The organism is Paraburkholderia unamae (genome assembly GCF_003096875.1).
Classification (GTDB): domain Bacteria; phylum Pseudomonadota; class Gammaproteobacteria; order Burkholderiales; family Burkholderiaceae; genus Paraburkholderia; species Paraburkholderia unamae.
This window is the reverse complement of the sequence record NZ_QEOB01000009.1, coordinates 217,265-234,758: the sequence shown is the minus strand read 5'-3', so window position 1 is coordinate 234,758 and position 17,494 is coordinate 217,265. Positions and strand designations below refer to the sequence as shown.

The following is a 17,494-nucleotide window of genomic DNA, read 5'->3' as shown; positions in this document are numbered from 1 at the left end:
TTAGAAATAACCTTGCTTCTTGCGCTGTTCCATCGCGGCTTCCGACGCCTGGTCGTCCATGCGCGTCGCACCGCGTTCCGTGATTTCAGTCACGGCCGTCTCAGCGATGATCTTCTCGACGTTGTCGGCATCGCTCGCCACCGGGCAGGTGCAGCTGATGTCGCCCACGGTGCGGAAACGCACCTGCGCCATTTCGCTGACCTCGCCTTCCTTCATCGGCGTGAGCGGCGTGACCGGCACGAGCAGGCCGTTGCGGCGCACGATCTCGCGCTGGTGCGCGTAGTAGATCGACGGCAGTTCGAGCTTCTCGCGCTCGATGTATTGCCACACGTCCAGTTCCGTCCAGTTCGAGATCGGGAACACGCGCAGGTGCTCGCCCTTGTGCAGGCGCGCGTTGTACACGCTCCAGAGTTCCGGGCGCTGCGCCTTCGGATCCCACTGGCCGAATTCGTCGCGGAACGAGAAGATACGCTCCTTCGCGCGGGCCTTCTCTTCGTCGCGGCGCGCACCGCCGATCATCGCGGTGTAGCCGTATTCTTCGATGGTTTCGAGCAGCGTGACCGCTTGCGCGGCGTTGCGCGAATCGGTTTCGCGGCGCAGGCGCACCGTGCCCTTCCTGATCGAATCTTCCACGTGACCGACCACGAGTTCGGCGCCGATTTCGGCAGCGCGACGATCGCGGAAGTCGATCACTTCCTCGTAGTTGTGACCCGTGTCGATGTGCACGAGCGGGAACGGCAGCGAGGTCTTGCGGTTCGCGCCGAGGCCGAACGCCTTCAGTGCGAGCGCCAGCACGACGACCGAATCCTTGCCGCCCGAGAACAGCAGCGCAGGCTTGCTGCATTCGGCGACGAGTTCACGCAGGATGTGGATCGACTCGGCTTCGAGCCAGTCGAGGTGGTCCATGCGGTTCGCCGTGACCTGGAGCGGTGCGTTCACTGCTGAGTCGAGCGTGGTGCTCATGTTCGGATCCTTCGTTGATTCGCGCCCTTTTTACGGGGCACGCAGTACTCGGTATTCGGTAGCGCGCCGGTCTTGACGACGGCACGACAAACTTCAATCTTAGTTCGGCTGGCCGATGGGCGACACCAGAGGCGACACTTCGACGACCGGAATGGCCGACACAGAGGTGATATGCAAGCCGCATTCCTTCGTGTCGCGCGATTCCCACCACCAGCGGCCCGCGCGGCTGTCCTCGCCGGGACGGATCGCACGCGTACACGGCTCGCAGCCGATGCTCGGGTAGCCGCGCGCATGCAGCGGGTTCACCGGCACCTCGAAGCCGCGCAGGTAGGCCCACACATCGGCTTCGGTCCAGTCCGCGAGCGGATTGAACTTGTCGATGTTGCGCGCTTCGTCGCGTTCTTCCTCGTGCAGTTCCGCGCGCGTGACCGACTGCTCGCGGCGCTGGCCCGTGACCCACGCGGAAACATCCGAAAGCGCGCGGTTCAGCGGCTCGACCTTGCGGATCTCGCAGCAGCGCTTGCGCAGGTCCACGCTCTCGTAGAACGCGTTCAGGCCGTGCTGGGCGACATACTCGTCCACCGCGTCCTGCTGCGGATGAAACTGCTCGATTTCGTAGCCGTAGCGCTCGCGCACGGCGTCGAGCATGCCGAGCGTTTCGGCGTGCAGGCGGCCCGTGTTCAGCGAGAAGATGCCGATCTTCACACCGCGCGACAGGATCGCGTGGGTGAGCAGCATGTCTTCAGCCGCGAGGCTGCTGGCTAGCTTCACGTTGGCGTGACGTGCCGCGATCGAATCGAGCAGCGCGTCGAGGCGCTCGATCTTCGCTTGCAGGTCAGCCGTGATTTCGCTGGCTGGCGTGGAAGAAACGGTGCTCATGCTGCGGCGCCTTGTTGCGCGAGGCGGCGGCGGAACAGCGGCGACGGCTCGTCAAACGCGCCCTGGTATTGCACCGTGAATTCGGTGAACGCCTTGAGCGCGTCGTTGATGTCCTTGTCGGCGCGCACGGCGAACGAATCGAAGCCGCAACGCTCGTGAAAGCGCAGTTGATCGCGCAGCACGTCGCCGATCGCGCGCAGTTCGCCCTGGTAGCCATAGCGCTCGCGCAACAGGCGGCCAATCGAAAAGCCGCGGCCGTCACGGAACACCGGGAAGTCCACGCCGATCAGCGCGAGCTTGTCGAAGTCGGCGGCGATATCGGCCGGTTCGCTGTCCGGCGCGAGCCACACGCCGAGTTCGTCCTTGCCGCGCGAGGCAACCAGCGCTTCGCGCTGCGCTTGCCAGTAGGCGAGCGGCACCAGCACCTTGCCGGCGGGCAGTGCGCCGACTTCCGGCAGCGCGCCGTCTTCAGCCGCGCGCACGACTTGCCAGTTGTCTTCGACGATCTCGCGTTGTTTGATAATCAATGCCATCGTGTTTGACTCTCGTATCTCGTTGCGTGCTGCTTTTAAGCGTGGGCCGGCTGGCGCGAAGCGTAGACGCGCTCCTTGAAGGGCGTAATGCCGATGCGGTCGTACGTGTCGATAAAACGCTCGCCGTCGATGCGGTGCTCGACGAACGTGTCGACCACCTTCTGCACCACGTCGGGCATCTCTTCCGCCGAGAACGACGGGCCGATCACGCGGCCAAGGCGCGCGCCGTTGGCGCCTGTGCCCTGCTCACCGCCGAGCGTGACCTGGTACCACTCCGAACCGTCCTTGTCCACGCCCAGCACGCCGATATTGCCGACGTGGTGATGACCGCACGCATTGATACAGCCCGAGATGTTGAACGTCAGGTCGCCCAGGTCGTAGACGAAATCGAGGTTGTCGAAACGCTCCTGGATCGCGAGCGCGATGGGGATCGACTTCGCGTTCGCGAGCGAGCAGAAGTCGCCGCCCGGGCACGCGATGATGTCGGTCAACAGACCAATGTTCGCGGTCGCGAAACCTTGCGTCTTCGCCTTTTCCCACAGCGCGAACAGGTCGCGCTTCTTCACGTCGGCGAGAATCAGGTTCTGCTCGTGCGACACGCGGATCTGACCGAACGAGTACTCGTCGGCCCAGCCGGCCACGGCGTCCATCTGCACGTCGGTGGCGTCGCCCGGCGCGATGTCGCGCGGCTTGAGCGAGATCGTGACCGACGCGTAGCCCGGCACGCGGTGCGGGCGCACGTTGCGCTCGACCCAGCGCGCGAACGCGCGGTTTTCCAGCAGATGCTTTTCGTACGACGTGTCCGTGTCGGCGAGCTTTTCATACGCCGGCGGCACGAAATACTGCGAGACGCGATCGAGTTCTTCCTGCGTGAGCGTCGAGGGGCCGTCCTTCAGGTGCTGCCACTCTTCTTCGACCTGCTCGGCGAACTTCGCGGGCGAGAGCGCCTTCACGAGAATCTTGATACGCGCCTTGTACATGTTGTCGCGGCGGCCATAGCGGTTGTACACGCGCAGCACGGCTTCGCAGTAGGTCAGCAGATGCTGCCACGGCAGGTCGCGCTTGATGATGGCGCCAACGATCGGCGTGCGGCCAAGGCCGCCGCCCGCGAGAATGCTCGCGACGACTTCGCCCTTCTCGTTGTGCTCGAGGTACACGCCGAGGTCGTGGATCTGCACGGCCGCGCGGTCTTCCTTTGAGCCGGAAACGGCGATCTTGAACTTGCGCGGCAGCCACGCGAATTCGGGGTGGAACGTCGACCACTGACGCAGGATCTCGGCCCACGGACGCGGGTCGATGACTTCGTCGGGCGCGACGCCCGCGAACTGGTCGGCGGTGATGTTACGGATGCAGTTGCCCGACGTCTGGATGCCGTGCATCTGGACCGAAGCGAGCTTGCGCAGGATTTCCGGCGTTTCTTCGAGCTTGATCCAGTTGTACTGGATGTTCGAGCGCGTCGAGAAGTGGCCGTAGCCGCGGTCGTGCTCGCGCGCGATGGTGGCGAGCATGCGGAGCTGGTCGCTGCGCAGATTGCCGTACGGAATCGCGATGCGGTGCATGTACGCGTGGCGCTGGTAGTACAGGCCGTTTTGCAGGCGCAGCGGGCGGAACTCTTCTTCGCTCAATTCGCCCGACAGGCGGCGGCGAACCTGGTCGCTGTATTGCGCGACGCGTTCGTCGACGATGGTCTGGTCGTACTGATCGTATTGGTACATTCGGGGACCCCAGGGTTGGTTCATTCGCGGCGTTCCGGTTACGCCGCGCTCCGACTTCGCACTCTCTGTTCTGGCTCATGCCCGGCGCCCTTCAATCGCGCCAGTCATTTGCTAATGACCAAAACAGATATCCATATTGGAAAAGTTGGAGGAATGGTAATAAACTCGCCTTATATTTCAAACGACTCAAAAATCAGGTCGATATGCACACAGGTTATAAGGGTTATCTATGAACCTGCACCAGTTCCGCTTCGTCCGCGAGGCCGTGCGCCAGAACTTCAACCTCACCGAAGCGGCCAAGGCACTGTATACAAGCCAGCCGGGCGTTTCGAAGGCGATCATCGAGCTGGAGGACGAGCTTGGGGTCGAAATCTTTACACGCCACGGCAAGCGCGTGCGCTCGCTCACGGAGCCGGGCCGGATCATCCTCGCCTCGGTGGAGCGCATTTTGCAGGAGGTGGAGAGCCTCAAGCGCGTGGGCAAGGATTATGCCGCACAGGACCAGGGCAACCTGACCATCGCCGCCACGCACACGCAGGCGCGCTACTCGCTGCCCGCCGCCATCGCCGAATTCAAGCGGCGCTTTCCGAAGGTGCATCTCTCGATCCTGCAAGGCAGCCCCACGCAGGTCGCGGAAATGGTGCTCCATGACCAGGCCGACCTCTGCATCGCCACGGAAGCGATCTCCGGCTACAAGGAGCTGGTGTCGCTGCCCTGCTTCACCTGGCACCATGTGGCGGTGATGCTGCCCGACCACCCGTTGCTGGAGCGCAAGCCGCTCTCGCTCGACGATCTGGCCCAATATCCGCTGATCACCTACGACAACGCCTTCGCCGGCCGCACCAAGATCAACGACGCGTTCCGCCTGCGCGGCCTCTCGCCCGACATCGTGCTGGAAGCCATCGATGCGGACGTGATCAAGACCTACGTGGAACTGGGTCTGGGCGTGGGCATCATGGCCGACATCGCCTTCAACGCCGAGCGCGACCGCCACCTGCGTGCCGTGCCCGTGGGGCACCTGTTCGGCAGCAACGTCACGCGCGTGGCGCTCAAACAGGGGGCTTACCTGCGCAGCTATGTGTATACGCTCGTCGAACTGCTTTCACCGAGCCTGAACCGCAAGCTGATCGAGCAGGCGCTCAAGGGCGAGCACGAGAGTTACGAGCTGTAGCGGTCCGCGGCCGGGGCCGCTGCGGAAGAAAAATCAGACAAAATCGGTATCACAAGAACATCACTTCCCGCTTCACTTTTCGCCTGGAGACTCAACGGATGAAGTTGCACACGTTTTTGCGCCCGCTCGTCGCGGCGGCCGCGCTTGCCGCCGCCACTTTCGCGAGCACCGCCCACGCCGACATCAAGGTCGGCATCGACCTGTCGAGCACGGGGCCTGCCGCCGCCATCGGCATCACCAGCAAGAACGCCATGCTGATGTGGCCCGAGACGATCGCGGGCCAGAAGGCCGACTACATCGTGCTCGACGACGGCTCCGACCCGGGCGCCGCCGTGCGCAACATCCGCAAGCTCATCAACGAAGACCACGTGGACGTGATCGTCGGGCCGAACATCACGCCGGCGGCGCTCGCGGCGCTCGACCCGGTGGCCGAAAACAAGACGCCGATGATCACGCTGGTCGGCTCCGGCTCGGTGGTCGAGCCGCAGCAGGGCCCGCGCGTGTGGGCCTTCAAGATGGCGCAGACCGACGCCGCCATGGCCGACGTCATGACGCGCTACATGGCCGCGCACGGCGTGAAGACGGTGGGCTTCATCGGCTTTGCCGACAGCTACGGCGACAGCTGGCTCAACGAGTTCACGAAGTTCGCGAAGGAACGCAATATCCAGATCGTCGCGACCGAGCGCTACAACCGCACCGACGCGAGCGTAACGGGCCAGATTCTCAAGCTGATGGCGGCCAAACCCGACGCCATGCTGATTGCGGGTGCGGGCACGCCGACCGTGCTGCCGCAGCGCACGCTGATCGAGCGCGGCTACAAGGGGCCGGTTTATCAGACGCACGGCATCGCCACGCCCGAGTTCATCAAGCTCGGCGGCAAGGACGTGGAAGGCACGCTGTTCCCGACCCAGCCTGTGGTCGTGGCGCGCACGCTGCCCGCCGACCAGCCCGCGCAGAAGGCGGCGCTCGCCTTCGTCGACGCCTACGAGGCCAAGTACGGTCCCGGCACCGTCACGCAGTTCGCGGGCGACGCCGCGGGTGTGTACCCGCGCCTGCAAGATGCCGTCACGCGCGCGCTCAAGACCGCGCAGCCGGGCACGGAGGCGTTCCGCGTGGCGTTGCGCAACGAACTGGAACACGCGCACGAAGTGGTCGTGCCCAACGGCATGGTGAACACGAGCCCCACGGACCACGTGGGCCTCGACCAGCGCGCCAGCGTGATGGGCACGGTACGCGGCGGCAAGTTCGTGTATCTCGGGCAATAGGTTCGACGAGCGGGTTCGACGAGCGGCGGCGTTCATTGCAGCCCCGCCGCCGCTTAGTCGATATTGCCCGGCCATCGCCGCGCACTATGCACGACGCGCAGTATCGTGAGTGCGTCGTCCTCGTACCGGTAGGCAAGCACGAACGGTGTTGACTCGATCACCAGCTCGCGCGTGCCGCTCACGCGGCCAACGCGGCCAAGGTTGGGAAAAAGCCGCAGACGTCGAACGGATGCCGAAATCCGTTCGTCCCACACGATCGCCCTGCGCGGGCTATCCGTCACGGCAAAGTTGAATATCGCTTCGCGGTCGGCCAGCGCGAGCGGCGACCACCGGACCTTCAATTTTTCGCCTTGCGGTTGCCCGTGGGCTCGGCCTGGCTGGCCGCCGCCGCGCGCCGCTTCGCGAAGTGCGCCTCCACCTCTTCATCCGGCACGGCCGGGCGCGGGTCCTCCAGCGCTTCGCGCACCTTCGCCCGGAACCACGCGTCGTGCGCCACCGGATCGACGGCGAAATCGAACGGCAACGCCCCCTCGTTCGCGATACGCGTGAGCAGGATGCGCACGGCGTCGGACACCGTGAGTCCCATGTTGTCGAGCACTTCGGCCGCGCGCTGCTTGAGCGCGGGATCGATGCGTACCTGTACCAATGCGCTTGCGTTCATCGACTCACTCCCTGGATGGGTCATTGACCGTGTCGAAGACGCAGTGTAATTCAATTGAATTACGTTAGACATGCTCCACCTTTGAAGCGGGTTAAAGATGTCGCAAGTTTCCCGTCCCTCCCCTTCGCGCTCAATTCATCCGAATGGCTATTGCCGTTCGATGCGCCGCCACGCGCCGCCCGCCGCGCTGCTTGCCAGCACGGCTTCGATGAAGCGCAACCCTTCGACGCCGTCGTCGACCGTCGTCAGCAGCCGGCTCTCGGGTGGCGCCGCCACGCCCGCCTCGCGCGCATGGATCTGCGCGGCGGCGTCGCGGTAGAGCTGCGCGAACGCCTCCAGATATCCTTCCGGGTGCCCCGGCGGCACGCGCGTGGCGTGCCGGGCCGCCGTCCCCGTCACGCGGCCCCGCGTGAGCCGCTGTGCTTCACCGCCCTGCGGCGTGAACCACAGCAGGTTCGGCTCCTCCTGATCGAACGCCAGCCCGGCCTTCGTGCCGTATACGCGCAGGCGCAACGTGTTCTCCGCGCCGCTCGCCACCTGGCTCGCCCACAGCATGCCGCGCGCGCCATTGGCGTAGCGCAGCATGGCCTGCACGTGATCGTCCACGCGGCGGCCCGGCACGAAGGTGTGCACCTCGGCGGCGAGCGACGCCGGCACGAGCGCGCTCACGAACGCCGCCAGTTGATAAGCGTGCGTGCCGATATCGCCCAGGCACCCCGCCGGGCCCGCGAGCGCCGGATCGGTGCGCCACACCGCCTGGCGGTTCGCGCCGCCGCTCCCGGCCGCGCGTTCGACAGGTTGGGCGAGCCAGTCCTGCGCATACTCGACCTGCACGATACGCACCTCGCCGATCTCCCCTGCCTCGACCAGTTCGCGCGCATGCCGCACGAGCGGGTAGCCCGAGTACGTATGGGTGAGCGCGAACACGAGATTCGCGTCGCGGGCATGCCTCGCCAGCGCTTCGCCCTCGGCGAGCGAAACCGCAAGCGGCTTGTCGCAAATCACGTGGATGCCCGCGTCCATGAACGCATGCGCGACCGGCGCATGCAGATGGTTCGGCGTGACGATCGCCACCGCCTCGATCCCGTCTTCGCGCGCGCCCTCCACACTCGCCATTTCGCGCCAGTCCGCGTAGCTGCGCGCAAGACCCAGCGCTTGCGCGCTCGCGCGGGCGCGCGCCGCGTCGGACGAAAGCGCGCCGGCCACCAGTTCGAACGCGTCGTCGAGCCGCGCCGCGATGCGATGCACCGCGCCGATGAATGCCCCTTCGCCGCCGCCGACCATGCCGAGCCTGAGTCTTCGAGTCATTGCGTCGCTCCTGCGAAAACCGGGTTCAGAGACCCAGCACGCCCTTCACTTGCGCCGCATCGACGCCACTGCCCGCGAAGTCGTCGAACGCATGCTCCGCCACGCGGATGAGGTGCCGCTTGATGAACTCCGCGCCCTCGCGCGCGCCGTCATGGGGATGCTTGAGCGCGCATTCCCACTCCAGCACCGCCCAGCCAGGAAAGTCGTACTGCGTGAGCTTCGAGAAGATCGCGCCGAAGTCGATCTGCCCGTCGCCCAGCGACCGGAAGCGCCCCGCGCGCTCGACCCAGCCGCTGTAGCCGCCATACACGCCCTGGCGGCCGCTCGGGCGGAATTCGGCATCCTTCACGTGAAAGGCCTTGATGCGCGCGTGATAGAGGTCGATGAACGCGAGGTAGTCGAGCTGCTGCAAAACGAAGTGGCTCGGGTCGTAGAGGATGTTCGCGCGCGGGTGATCGCCCACGGCCGCGAGAAAGCGCTCGAACGTCACGCCGTCGTGCAGGTCCTCGCCGGGGTGCAATTCGTAGCAGACATCCACGCCCGCCGCGCCGAAGGCATCGAGAATCGGCCGCCAGCGGCGCGCGAGTTCGTCGAACGCCGCTTCGACGAGACCCGCCGGGCGCTGCGGCCACGGGTAGACATACGGCCACGCCAACGCACCCGAAAACGTCACATGCGTGGCGAGCCCGAGATTTTTCGAGGCGCGCGCGGCCAGCATCAACTGCTCGATGGCCCAGGCCGTGCGCGCCTCGCGATCGCCGCGCACCGCTTGCGGCGCGAAGCCGTCGAACAGCGTGTCGTAGGCGGGATGCACGGCCACGAGCTGCCCTTGCAGATGCGTGGAAAGCTCGGTGATCGCCACGCCCGCGTCGTCGGCCTGCTGGCGCAGGTCGTCGCAGTAGGCCACGCTCGACGCCGCCTGCGCGAGATCGATGAGACGCGCGTCGGTGGGCACCTGGATGCCCTTGTAGCCGAGCTGGCCCGCCCAGCCGGCCATGTGCGCGAAGCTGTCGAACGGCGTGTCTTCGCCGAGAAACTGCGCGAGAAAGATTGCCGGGCCCTTGATCGTCTTCATCGGCTTGCGTCTCCTGTCGATCGTGCGCGCTGGCGCCGCTCAGAACGGCGAGTCGGGGAAGTAGAACTGTTTGGCGTTCTCCTTCGTGATCAGCACCGAGGGAATGATCGTCGTGGCCGGCAGCGGCTTGCCCGCGAGACGCGCCTCGGCCGTGAGCTTGATCGCGTCGTAGATGAACTTCGGCGAATACGACACGTCGGCCTTCACGAGCGGATCGCCGTCCATCACGCGCTTGACCATCTCCTTCGATCCCGCGCCGCCGAACACGATCTTGATGTCGTTGCGCTTGGCCTGGTCGATCGCCTTGAGCACGCCCACGGCCATGTCGTCGTCGGCGGCCCACACGGCGTCGATGTGCTTGAAGCGCGTGAGGTAATCCTGCATCGTGCGGAACGCGTCGTCGCGGTTCCAGTTCGCGTACTTTGCGTCGAGGATCTTGATGTCGGGATAGCCCTTCAGCACGGTCGTGAACGCGGTCCAGCGCTCGTTGTCGAGCGTGGTGGGAATGCCGCGCAGCGCGACGATGTCGCCCTTGCCGTTCAACTGCTTCGCGAGATATTCGGCGGGGATCTTGCCGAACGCCGTGTTGTCGCCCGCCACATAGGCGTCCTGTGCGCTCGTGTCGGTCAGGCCGCGATCGACCACCGTCACGTACACGCCCTTCTTCTTCACCTGCGCGACAGGCTGCGTGAGCGAAGCCGATTCATACGGGAAGATCACGAGCGCGTTGATCTTGTTCACCGTCACGAGGTCCTGCAACTGGTTCGCCTGATCCGGCGCGTTCGCAGCCGTCTTGACGATGACCTTCAGGTCGGGATGCGCCTTTTCGAGTTCCTTTTTCGCCTCGTTCGCCCACCAGACGATGCCGCCCGTGAAGCCGTGGTCGGCCGTGGGAATGGCCACGCCCAGCGTGACCTTGTCGTCGGCGCGCGCCGCACCCGCGCCGAAGGTCGCCGCCACGCCGAGCGCCAGCGCGCCCGCGCACATCGTTCGAATCATCTTCTTCATGATGCCGTCTCCTATGCGGGCCCGCGCCCGTTTTATGCGTTGAGTGTTCGCTGCCTCCTTCCACCTCTCGACCCCTCGACTCGCCCTGCCCGATCTGCTTCGCCATCCTTACCGTCTGCCGCGCTGCAAGAACGCCACGGCGATGATCGCCACGCCCTGCACCGCCGCATTCAGATACACGCTGATGATGCTCGTGAGATTGAGAATGTTGGCGATGACCGAAAGCAGCACCGCGCCCACCACGGTGCCCGCCACGCGTCCTTCGCCGCCCTTGAGCGCGGTGCCGCCCACCACCACGGCGGCGATCGCCTCCAGTTCCCACAGCAGGCCCGTGGTCGGCGTGGCGGAGCCGAGGCGCGGCACATAGAGCACGGTCGCCACGCCCACGCACACGCCGAGCAGCACGTAGGTCGCGCACTTCACGCGATCCACGCGAATCGCGGCATAGCGCGCGACCTGCTCGTTCGAGCCGATGGCCTGCACATGCCGCCCGAACGCGGTGCGATTGAGAATGAGCGCGCCGCCCGCCGCCGTGAGCGCGAACACCCACACGGGCACCGGTATGCCGAAGAGGCTCGCGTAATACACCGGCCCGTAGAGATCGACGAGATTGTTCTGGAGCGTGAGCGCGCCGCCGTCGGCGAGCCACGTGAGCACCGAGCGGAAGAGGCCGAGCGTGCCGAGCGTCACGATGAACGGTTCGATACGCCCGCGCGTGATGAGCAAGCCATGCGCGAGCCCGAACACCGCGCCCAGCACGAGCGCAATCGCCATGCCGATTGCCACGATCGCGAGCGGCGCGAGCCCGTGGGCGTCGGCCAGCGTGTTCATCGTCCAGATCATCACGCCCGCGATGAGCGCCGCCATCGACCCGACCGACAGATCGATGCCGCCCGAGATGATCACGAACGTCATGCCCACGGAGATGATGCCGATGAACGACGTGCGCGTGAGCACGTTGAGCAGGTTGCCGGCGGTGGCGAAGTCGCGGTTGAGCAGCGTGCCGAGCACGCATAGCGCGATCAGGCCGATGAGCGGCCCGACGCCCGCGAGCCGATGCACGAGCCGCAGCGCGGCGGCGCGAGCGCGACGCCCCTCGGGCGCCGCTTCAGTGGGTGCCGGTTGCATGGGCGATCAACTCCTCTTCGTTCAGGTGCTCGCGCCCGAGCGTGGCGACGAGCCGGCCCGCGCGCATCACCGCCACGCGATGCGCGAGCCCGATCAGTTCGACCAGCTCCGACGAAATCACCACGACCGCGCGCCCCGAGGCCGCGAGCCGCTGGATCAGGAAATAGATGTCGCGTTTCGCGCCCACGTCCACGCCGCGCGTGGGCTCGTCGAGCACGATCACGCGCGGGTCGGGCTGAAGGAACTTGGCTAGCGCGAGCTTCTGCTGGTTGCCGCCCGACAGCATGCGCGCGCGGCTGTTGAGGTCGCCCGTGCGGATGCCGAATTCGCGCACCGCCGTTTCCAGCGCGCGGCGGGCCGCCTTGAGGTCCAGCAGCGGGTGACCGTAACGTTCGAGCGTCATGAGCGTGAGGTTGTCCTGAAGCGTGAGGTTCATGTGCAGGCCACGGCCTTTTCTGTCTTCGCTCAGGTAGGTGAGGCCGTGGCGCATCGCGTCGCGCGGCTGATGCAGCGTCACGGCGCGGCCGTCGATTTCGATGACGCCCGCGCGCCGCGCGCGCAGGCCCACAATGGCCTCGAACGCTTCGCTGCGCCCCGCGCCCACGAGCCCGGCGAAGCCGAGTATCTCGCCCGCGCGCACCTCGAACGAGAGGTCCTCGACCCAGCCCGGCACCGCGAGATTCGTCACGCGCAGCGCCACGCTCGCGTCCTCGGGCGCGGCCTGTTTCTCCGGAAACATGTCGGAGACGTCGCGGCCCACCATCAGGTTCGCCATCTGCTGGCGCGCGAGGCCTGCCGTCGCGCTCGCGGCCACGAAACGGCCGTCGCGCATCACGACCACGTCGTCGGTGATCCGCTCCACTTCGTCGAGCTTGTGCGAGATGTAGACGAGCGTCGTGCCCGCCGCGCGCAGCTTCGTCATCAACGCGAAGAGGCGCGCCGTTTCGGCGGGCGTGAGCGTGGCCGTGGGTTCGTCCATGATGAGCAGGCGCGCGTGCCGCGACAGCGCCTTGGCGATCTCCACCAGTTGCTTTTCGGCCACGATCAGGTCGCGCACTTTGACGTCCGGGTCGCGTGCGAGCCCCACCTGCGCGAGCAGATCGCGCGCTTCGCGGCGCATGGCGGCGTCGTCGACGAGCCAGCCCCGGCGCTTCTCGTGGCCAAGGAAGATGTTCTGCGCGATCGTGAGATGCTCGGCGAGGTTGAACTCCTGGTGAATCAGCACGATGCCGGCCGCCTCGGCCTCGCGCGAGCCTTCGAAGCGGCGCGCCACGCCGTCCACGAGCATCTCGCCCGCGCTTGCCGCTTCATAACCCGCGAGGATCTTCATGAGCGTGGACTTGCCCGCGCCGTTCTCGCCGAGCAGCCCGTGAATGCGCCCCGGCGCGAGTTCGAAGCTCACGCCGTGCAGCACGCGCACGGGACCGAAGTCCTTGCGGATGTCGTTGAATTTCACGGCGACGCTCATGAGCGTGCGCTCCTCCTCGATGGCGCCGCCCGTGGCGGCGTGTCTCCTGCGTTCAGGCGCTCTCGCGTATCACGAGCCGATGCGGCAGCAGCACGCCCGGCACGCTCGCGCGCGGGTCGGCGAGGCGCCGCAGCAACAGCCGCGCGGCCGTCTCGCCCAGTTCGCGCATGGGCTGGGCGATCGTCGTGAGCGGCGGGTCGATGCGCGCGGCAAGCGCGATATCGTCGAAACCCACCACGGCGACGTCGTCGGGCACGCGCCGCCCCACGCTGCGCAAACCGTTGACGACGCCCACCGCCAGCGTGTCCGACACCGCGAAAATCGCCTCGGGCGCGTGCTCCGCCGGCAAGTGCATCAGCGCGGCGGCGGCCTGCGCGCCCGCGTCGTAGTCGAGGCAGTTCACATTCACGCGCCAGACGTCGCGCGCCTCGACGCCGGCCTCGGCAAGCGCGTCGCGCCAGCCGTCGCGGCGCTGCTGCGCGTAGAGGTAGTGCTCGTCGGAGTTGATGAGCGCGACGCGTCGCCGCCCCCGCGCGATCAAATGCCGCACCGCGTCGTGCGCGGCCCGGTAATTGTCGATGCCCACAAAAGGCACGCCCACGTCCGGGTCGAACTCGCAGCAGGCCACCCACGGCAGCGCCGCCGATTCGGCCGCCATCAGCCGGTTGGCTTGCTGCACCGTGGCCGGATCGAGGCAGATCGCGCCGTCCGCGCGATGGCGGCGCAGCAGGTCGAAGTAGCCGCGCTCGCGGCCCGCGTCGGCGCCCGTGTCGCACAGCAGCATGAAATAACCGTGCTGGCGCGCCACGCTGTCGATGCCGCGCACGATCTCGGCGTAAAACGGGTTGCCGAAGTCGGGCACCATCGTGAGGAGCAGGCGGCTTTCGGCGGTGCGCAGGTTGCGCGCGAGTTCGTTCACGCGGTAGCCGCTCGCCTCGACCTCGGCCAGCACGCGCTCGCGCGTCGCGGCGCGCACGTTCGCGTGGCCGTTGAGCACGCGCGAAACCGTCGCGACCGACACGCCCACGCGCTGCGCGACCGCGGCAATGGAGCCGCCGCGCGCGCCCTCGCCCGCACCTTGCGCGTCGGCGTTTTCGGGCTGCGGCGATCCAGACGGGTGAGCGGGCATGGCGGCGTTCGGGGCCCCGGATGTAATCGATTACATTTTTGGTAGGTAAATCGCAAAACCGCAAGGCGCATGAAGCCAGGACAAACACCGATCCGATATTGGCGCCCGGATGCGCCCCGGCTGCCGACGGCGAGGCAAAGCCAGAAGCCGGTTTGCTACAATTCTGCGGTTGCCCGACGCCTTTTTTGCCGGGCCTGGTGGGGTGTCGCGAGCAACGGGGAAGGCTTCCAGCGCGCGGGCCAGCCCCATGACCCCGGAACCGCCGTCCGGAGCGAAGCAGAATCCGAAAGCGGTCCCGAACTGATCCCGACCACAACGCCGAGTCACCATGAACATCGAACAAGCGCGTTTCAACATGATCGAACAGCAGATTCGCCCCTGGGAAGTGCTCGACCAGGACGTGCTGAACCTGCTCTCGATCGTCAAGCGTGAGCATTTCGTCCCCGCGGCCTATGTCGACATCGCGTTTGCCGACCTCGAACTGCCGCTGCCGAACGGGCAGCACATGCTGGCGCCGCGCGTCGAGGCGCGCGTGCTCCAGGAACTCGCGGTGAAGAAGCACGAAAGCGTGCTGGAAATCGGCGCGGGCTCCGGCTACATGGCGGCGCTGCTCGCGCACCGCGCGCAGAAGGTGCTGACCGTGGAGATCGACACGGAGCTCGCCGAGTTCGCCCGCGCGAACTTCGTCAAGAACGGCGTGCTGAACGCCGAAGTCGCGCTCGGCGACGGCGCGCGCGGCTGGGCCGCCAACGCGCCCTACGACGTGATCTGCGTCTCGGGCGGCCTGCCGGTCGTGCCGCAGGAACTGCTTGAGCAGCTCAAGGTGGGCGGCCGCCTCGCCGCATTCGTGGGCTCAGCGCCCGTCATGGAAGCGCAGATCATCACGCGCATCGACGAGAAGCAGTACCGCATCGCCGGCGTGTTCGAAACCTACGTCGAACCGCTGCAAAACGCCGTGCACCCGCCGCGCTTCAAGTTCTGACGCGCGCCGGCTCACTGTTGCATCCGTTGCATTGCCGGGCGCCTTTCGCGGCGGCCCGGCCTTTTACCTGATCGAGTGTTCCATGCAGAATCTGACCGCCCCCGCTCTTGCCGAATGGCTCGCCGACACCTCGCGCGCCACCCCTGTGCTGCTCGACGTGCGCGAGCCCTGGGAAATCGAAACGGCGAAGATCGCCGGCAGCCTGTCGATCCCGATGCGCGAGATCCCCGCGCGCAGCGAGGAACTCGACGACGAAGCGCAGATCGTCTGCATTTGCCACCACGGCGCGCGCAGCGCCCAGGTGGCGATGTTCCTGGAGTCGCGCGGCTACACGAAGGTGTTCAACCTGCAAGGCGGCATCGACGCGTGGTCGCGTCAGGTCGACCCCAAGGTGCCGACGTACTGAGCCCCCTCGCTTGAGCGCCAGTGCCTGCACTGGCGAGACAGATTGAAAGGGCGTGGCTTCGGCCACGCCCTTTGTCGTTTTGAGGCCGGCGCTTTTCAAGCGCGTCTTCTTTTCGCTTCACGTCGCTTCACGTCACTCCACTCCGCTTCGCCCCGCCTGACGCGCGCACCGTGCATGCACAACGATGCAGCGTGCGCCGCCGCACCGGCCGCTTCGCATCATGCATGCGCGCACTGAGACGATGCAGCGCGCCCGAACATGCATCTCGCTGCACCACAATCGCCCGCTTGCCGTGCGCGCACGCATGCGCCCCGCATCGGCGCACCCCTTGTGGGGCAAGCCTCGCACTTTCCCCTCGCGCTGGCACAACGTTTGCAGAAGGGTACGGGCAAGACTGGCCACACACACACCGGGCGGCGCGCAAGACGACAAACGACCACGCGCCACGGCCCACGACCTATTTCATCGACAAGGGGCAAATAAATGAAACGTCGCAGTCTGTTGAAACTCGGGACGATGTCGGGCGCACTCGCGGTTGCGGGACGCGTACCGTTCGCGCATGCGGACACCGGCACCGGCCCGATCAAGGTCGGCATCCTGCACTCGCTCTCGGGCACGATGGCGATTTCGGAGACCTCGCTGAAAGACACCGCGTTGATGACGATCGCCGACATCAACAAGAACGGCGGCGTGATGGGCCGGCAGATCCAGCCCGTGGTGGTCGACCCGGCCTCGAACTGGCCGCTGTTCGCCGAAAAGGCCCGCCAGCTTCTCACCCAGGACAAGGTGGCCTGCGTGTTCGGCTGCTGGACCTCGGTGTCGCGCAAGTCGGTGCTGCCCGTGTTCGAGGAACTCAACGGCCTGCTCTACTACCCCGTGCAGTACGAAGGGGAAGAGATGTCGCGCAACGTGTTCTATACGGGCGCTGCGCCCAACCAGCAGGCCATTCCGGCCGTGGAATATCTGATGGGCACCGAAGGCGGGGGCGCCAAGCGCTTCTTCCTGCTCGGCACCGACTATGTGTACCCGCGCACGACCAACAAGATCCTGCGCGCCTTCCTGCACTCCAAGGGCGTGAAGGACAGCGATATTCAGGAGGTCTACACGCCGTTCGGTCATAGCGACTATCAGACCATCGTCGCGAACATCAAGACGTTTTCGCAAGGCGGCAAGACCACGGTCGTCTCGACCATCAACGGCGACTCGAACGTGCCGTTCTACAAGGAACTCGGCAACCAGGGCATCAAGGCCACCGACGTGCCCGTGGTCGCGTTCTCCGTGGGCGAGGAAGAACTGCGCGGCATCGACACGAAGCCGCTCGTGGGACACCTCGCCGCGTGGAACTACTTCATGTCGGTGAAAGGCCCGAACAACACCAAGTTCAAGGACCAATTCGAAGCGTGGGTGAAGGCCAACAACCTGCCCGGCGGCGCCAGGCGCGTGACCAATGACCCGATGGAAGCGACCTTCGTCGGCATCCATATGTGGAAGCAGGCCGTGGAAAAAGCAAAGAGCACCGACGTCGACAAGGTGCGCACCGCCATGATCGGGCAGACCGTGGCGGCGCCGTCGGGCTTCACGCTCACGATGGACGGCAATCACCACCTGCACAAGCCGGTGATGATCGGCGAGATTCGCGGCGACGGCCAGTTCAACGTGGTGTGGAAGACGAAGACGGCGATCCGCGCGCAACCGTGGAGCCCGTTCATTGCCGGCAACGAAGGCAAGCCGGACGTGGTCACGCAAAGCACGCTGCCCGCCTTCCTGCGCCGCTCGCGCGTCGCCTGATGTTGCCCGTCACAG

General features: G+C 66.2%; 17 protein-coding genes. 5 read left to right on the top strand and 12 right to left on the bottom strand.

What is annotated here, in order from left to right:
• The 4 genes from cysD to C7402_RS20240 form a co-directional block, all read right to left on the bottom strand.
• Entirely contained in the window at positions 1 to 963 is a 963-nt protein-coding gene (gene cysD, locus C7402_RS20255) for a sulfate adenylyltransferase subunit CysD (protein WP_116611823.1), read from the bottom strand.
• 99 nt (positions 964 to 1,062) lie between these two features.
• A complete protein-coding gene (locus C7402_RS20250; protein WP_112172593.1) occupies positions 1,063 to 1,842 on the bottom strand; it encodes a phosphoadenylyl-sulfate reductase in 780 nt (259 codons plus the stop codon).
• The gene (locus C7402_RS20245; protein ID WP_116611822.1) at positions 1,839 to 2,375 is read right to left on the bottom strand and encodes a DUF934 domain-containing protein; all 537 of its coding nucleotides are present in this window, start codon (positions 2,373 to 2,375) and stop codon (positions 1,839 to 1,841) included. Before C7402_RS20245 ends, C7402_RS20250 begins: the two co-directional genes overlap by 4 nt.
• A gap of 35 nt (positions 2,376 to 2,410) precedes the next feature.
• On the bottom strand, positions 2,411 to 4,090 hold the full coding sequence (locus tag C7402_RS20240) for a nitrite/sulfite reductase (protein WP_112172591.1): 1,680 nt from the start codon (positions 4,088 to 4,090) through the stop codon (positions 2,411 to 2,413).
• Between the two features lie 229 nt (positions 4,091 to 4,319).
• Here C7402_RS20240 and C7402_RS20235 point away from each other — a divergent pair, with 229 nt between their 5' ends.
• Entirely contained in the window at positions 4,320 to 5,261 is a 942-nt protein-coding gene (locus C7402_RS20235) for a CysB family HTH-type transcriptional regulator (RefSeq protein WP_112172590.1), read from the top strand.
• 98 nt (positions 5,262 to 5,359) lie between these two features.
• The gene (locus tag C7402_RS20230; protein WP_112172589.1) at positions 5,360 to 6,526 is read left to right on the top strand and encodes an ABC transporter substrate-binding protein; all 1,167 of its coding nucleotides are present in this window, start codon (positions 5,360 to 5,362) and stop codon (positions 6,524 to 6,526) included.
• A gap of 53 nt (positions 6,527 to 6,579) precedes the next feature.
• On the opposite strand, the gene C7402_RS20225 is transcribed toward C7402_RS20230, so the two are convergent.
• The 8 genes from C7402_RS20225 to C7402_RS20190 form a co-directional block, all read right to left on the bottom strand.
• A complete protein-coding gene (locus tag C7402_RS20225) occupies positions 6,580 to 6,867 on the bottom strand; it encodes a type II toxin-antitoxin system RelE/ParE family toxin (RefSeq protein ID WP_116611821.1) in 288 nt (95 codons plus the stop codon).
• On the bottom strand, positions 6,864 to 7,187 hold the full coding sequence (locus C7402_RS20220; RefSeq protein WP_112172587.1) for a type II toxin-antitoxin system RelB/DinJ family antitoxin: 324 nt from the start codon (positions 7,185 to 7,187) through the stop codon (positions 6,864 to 6,866). The genes C7402_RS20225 and C7402_RS20220 overlap by 4 nt, the downstream gene beginning before the upstream one ends.
• A 147-nt stretch (positions 7,188 to 7,334) precedes the next feature.
• Positions 7,335 to 8,495 carry a Gfo/Idh/MocA family protein gene (locus C7402_RS20215; RefSeq protein ID WP_224040649.1) on the bottom strand — a complete coding sequence of 387 codons (1,161 nt, stop codon included), beginning with the start codon at positions 8,493 to 8,495 and terminating at the stop codon, positions 7,335 to 7,337.
• Between the two features lie 25 nt (positions 8,496 to 8,520).
• A complete protein-coding gene (locus C7402_RS20210) occupies positions 8,521 to 9,570 on the bottom strand; it encodes a sugar phosphate isomerase/epimerase family protein (RefSeq protein WP_116611819.1) in 1,050 nt (349 codons plus the stop codon).
• A 39-nt stretch (positions 9,571 to 9,609) separates the two neighbouring features.
• A complete protein-coding gene (locus C7402_RS20205; protein WP_112172584.1) occupies positions 9,610 to 10,578 on the bottom strand; it encodes a substrate-binding domain-containing protein in 969 nt (322 codons plus the stop codon).
• Positions 10,579 to 10,686: 108 nt separating this feature from the next.
• Entirely contained in the window at positions 10,687 to 11,706 is a 1,020-nt protein-coding gene (locus C7402_RS20200; RefSeq protein WP_116611818.1) for an ABC transporter permease, read from the bottom strand.
• Positions 11,687 to 13,174 carry a sugar ABC transporter ATP-binding protein gene (locus C7402_RS20195; protein ID WP_112172582.1) on the bottom strand — a complete coding sequence of 496 codons (1,488 nt, stop codon included), beginning with the start codon at positions 13,172 to 13,174 and terminating at the stop codon, positions 11,687 to 11,689. Before C7402_RS20195 ends, C7402_RS20200 begins: the two co-directional genes overlap by 20 nt.
• A gap of 52 nt (positions 13,175 to 13,226) precedes the next feature.
• Positions 13,227 to 14,303, bottom strand: a complete 1,077-nt coding sequence (locus tag C7402_RS20190; protein ID WP_116611817.1) for a LacI family DNA-binding transcriptional regulator — start codon at positions 14,301 to 14,303, stop codon at positions 13,227 to 13,229.
• A 328-nt stretch (positions 14,304 to 14,631) separates the two neighbouring features.
• Here C7402_RS20190 and C7402_RS20185 point away from each other — a divergent pair, with 328 nt between their 5' ends.
• The 3 genes from C7402_RS20185 to urtA all read left to right on the top strand — a co-directional run bounded on the left by C7402_RS20185 (position 14,632) and on the right by urtA (position 17,479).
• On the top strand, positions 14,632 to 15,285 hold the full coding sequence (locus C7402_RS20185) for a protein-L-isoaspartate O-methyltransferase family protein (protein ID WP_112172580.1): 654 nt from the start codon (positions 14,632 to 14,634) through the stop codon (positions 15,283 to 15,285).
• Between the two features lie 82 nt (positions 15,286 to 15,367).
• A complete protein-coding gene (locus tag C7402_RS20180) occupies positions 15,368 to 15,691 on the top strand; it encodes a rhodanese-like domain-containing protein (protein WP_112172579.1) in 324 nt (107 codons plus the stop codon).
• A gap of 483 nt (positions 15,692 to 16,174) precedes the next feature.
• Positions 16,175 to 17,479 (top strand): urea ABC transporter substrate-binding protein, encoded by a 1,305-nt coding sequence (urtA, locus tag C7402_RS20175; protein ID WP_116611816.1) that lies wholly within the window; start codon positions 16,175 to 16,177, stop codon positions 17,477 to 17,479.
• Positions 17,480 to 17,494: the final 15 nt, after the last annotated feature.